Source organism: Chitinophaga cymbidii, assembly GCF_007992715.1.
GTDB lineage: Bacteria > Bacteroidota > Bacteroidia > Chitinophagales > Chitinophagaceae > Chitinophaga > Chitinophaga cymbidii.
In genome coordinates, this window is the sequence record NZ_BKAU01000015.1 from 1 (window position 1) to 1,778 (window position 1,778).

General features: G+C 53.2%; 2 protein-coding genes. One reads left to right on the top strand and one right to left on the bottom strand.

Annotation, left to right across the window (positions count from 1 at the left end; genetic code table 11):
• Positions 1-446: 446 nt before the first annotated feature.
• Complete coding sequence (locus CCY01nite_RS26500) at positions 447-857, bottom strand: hypothetical protein (protein WP_146867591.1); 411 nt, start codon at positions 855-857, stop codon at positions 447-449.
• Positions 858-986: 129 nt separating this feature from the next.
• On the opposite strand from CCY01nite_RS26500, the gene CCY01nite_RS26505 reads away from it, so the two are divergent.
• A partial coding sequence (locus tag CCY01nite_RS26505) for a hypothetical protein (RefSeq protein WP_186831291.1) occupies positions 987-1,778 on the top strand: 792 nt, incomplete at its 3' end.

Here is a 1,778-nt window from a genome sequence, read left to right on the forward strand (position 1 = left end):
CGCTTTCTCATATTTGGCCGTTTTACTTTTCAACCTGCTTTTGAGACTGCCAAGGGAATCAATGGACCGGGTAAAGATATTCTTTGCGGCAATGGAGTCCACTTTCGCCAGCTTTCGCCGCAGCTTCTGCTCCTGCTTCCGCATACGGTCCAGCGCTTTAGATGTGCGCCTATCCAGCTGCTTTTCGAAATGCCTGCTTTTCTGGGTTACCTGCGATAAGTATTTTCCGGAAACCTTGCTGATAAGGCTATCCTGCGCAGCAAGCTGACAGGACAGAACGGTTAAACTAAACAAAACAAGGCAAAAGGGACGCATACCGGGATAATGGTTACCATAACCAAGTTATAGTAAAAATGTGAAAAAACAAGCCCCTGGGGGGATTACGTATTTCCACGCAGGCACTCCTGCACGTAGTAATACGCATCCATCAATAGCATCCGCTCTCCTCACCCCCGCTTATCCCTACTCCCCTCCTCAAACGCCACCAGGTTAAACATCTCCCGCATCCTGCTCCGCACCCTCGGCCCATAAGCCTCTTCCAGCTCCCCGCTGTTCAGGTTCGTCGTCACATGTGTGACCATCCTGTGCTGCGATACGTACAGATCATAGCGCGATAATAAAATCTCCGCCATCACATTACACGTATTCCCCCAGCACTGCACTGGCGATTCCAGCCCGAGGTCATCAAAGCAGTACGTTTTCGGTGTATCGGAATAAGGCTGAAACGACTGCCGGCTGTACCGGTGTATCACATCAAACCCCACATTCGCAAACTGAAAGCTGATCTCCCGGCAGGATACCGGCACCGCCCGGTATATCTCTTCTCCCGAAAGCCCGCATGATCCACGATGGATCAAGACGAAAAGTTGAGGGAATTATCCCGAGACCAAGGTTTCTTTTCTGAACATTTTTGATCACCCCATTCCCCTGCCCAACCTTCTCCCGAGAATAAGTGTTATATTCATGTATCAACAAAATCATATCCAATGGCAAAACAAACTTCTTTGTTCACCTTCACGGGCAAAGCCGCCAATATGATCGGCTATTACCGGGACGGTAAACACTACTTCCGCAGCATGCCGGAAACCGTCCGGCAGACCACGGCCACCCGCCGGGCCGCACAACGGTTCGGCGCGGCCAGCAGCAAAGCCCGCCTCATCCGCGGCGCATTCGCCAATGACCTCGATGTTCATTGCGACGGCGGGCATATCAACCGTCTGATCAAAACCATCATCAAAGGCGGCCTCCGTAACACCGAAGCCATCTCAGGTTTCCGCTTTAACCAGTACACGGGAACAGATCGCTTCTTTACCGTAGCGCCCACGCTCTCGGAGGACGGGATACTGCATATCCCGCCGCAGGCGCTGCCGCAGTTCAAAGGTATCTCCACGCTGGAAGTAAAAGTGATCGCTACGCGCATCCACTTCAGGGAACGCCGCGTGACCGGCACTGAAACCGCCATGATCCTGCTGGATACCCGTGAAGCATTCGCAGGCGCGGCGCTGAATATAGATGTACCCGGCAAGGGAACGCTGATCGTGGCCTTGCAGGTAAGAGGCATGTGCGGCAACCGGGCGTCCTTCAACAGGAAATACCTGGCCGCAGATATTATTGCCGTGCAGGAGCCGAAAACAAAGCATGTCTTCCACAAACCTGAACACCAGCAACAGGTGATGCTGCAGCAGCGGCTGCAATCCCTGGCAGTCACTACGCAGCAGCAGGCAATATCCTCAACACAACAGGCAACGCAACGGCAGAAAATAGCCGCCTCATCCCCG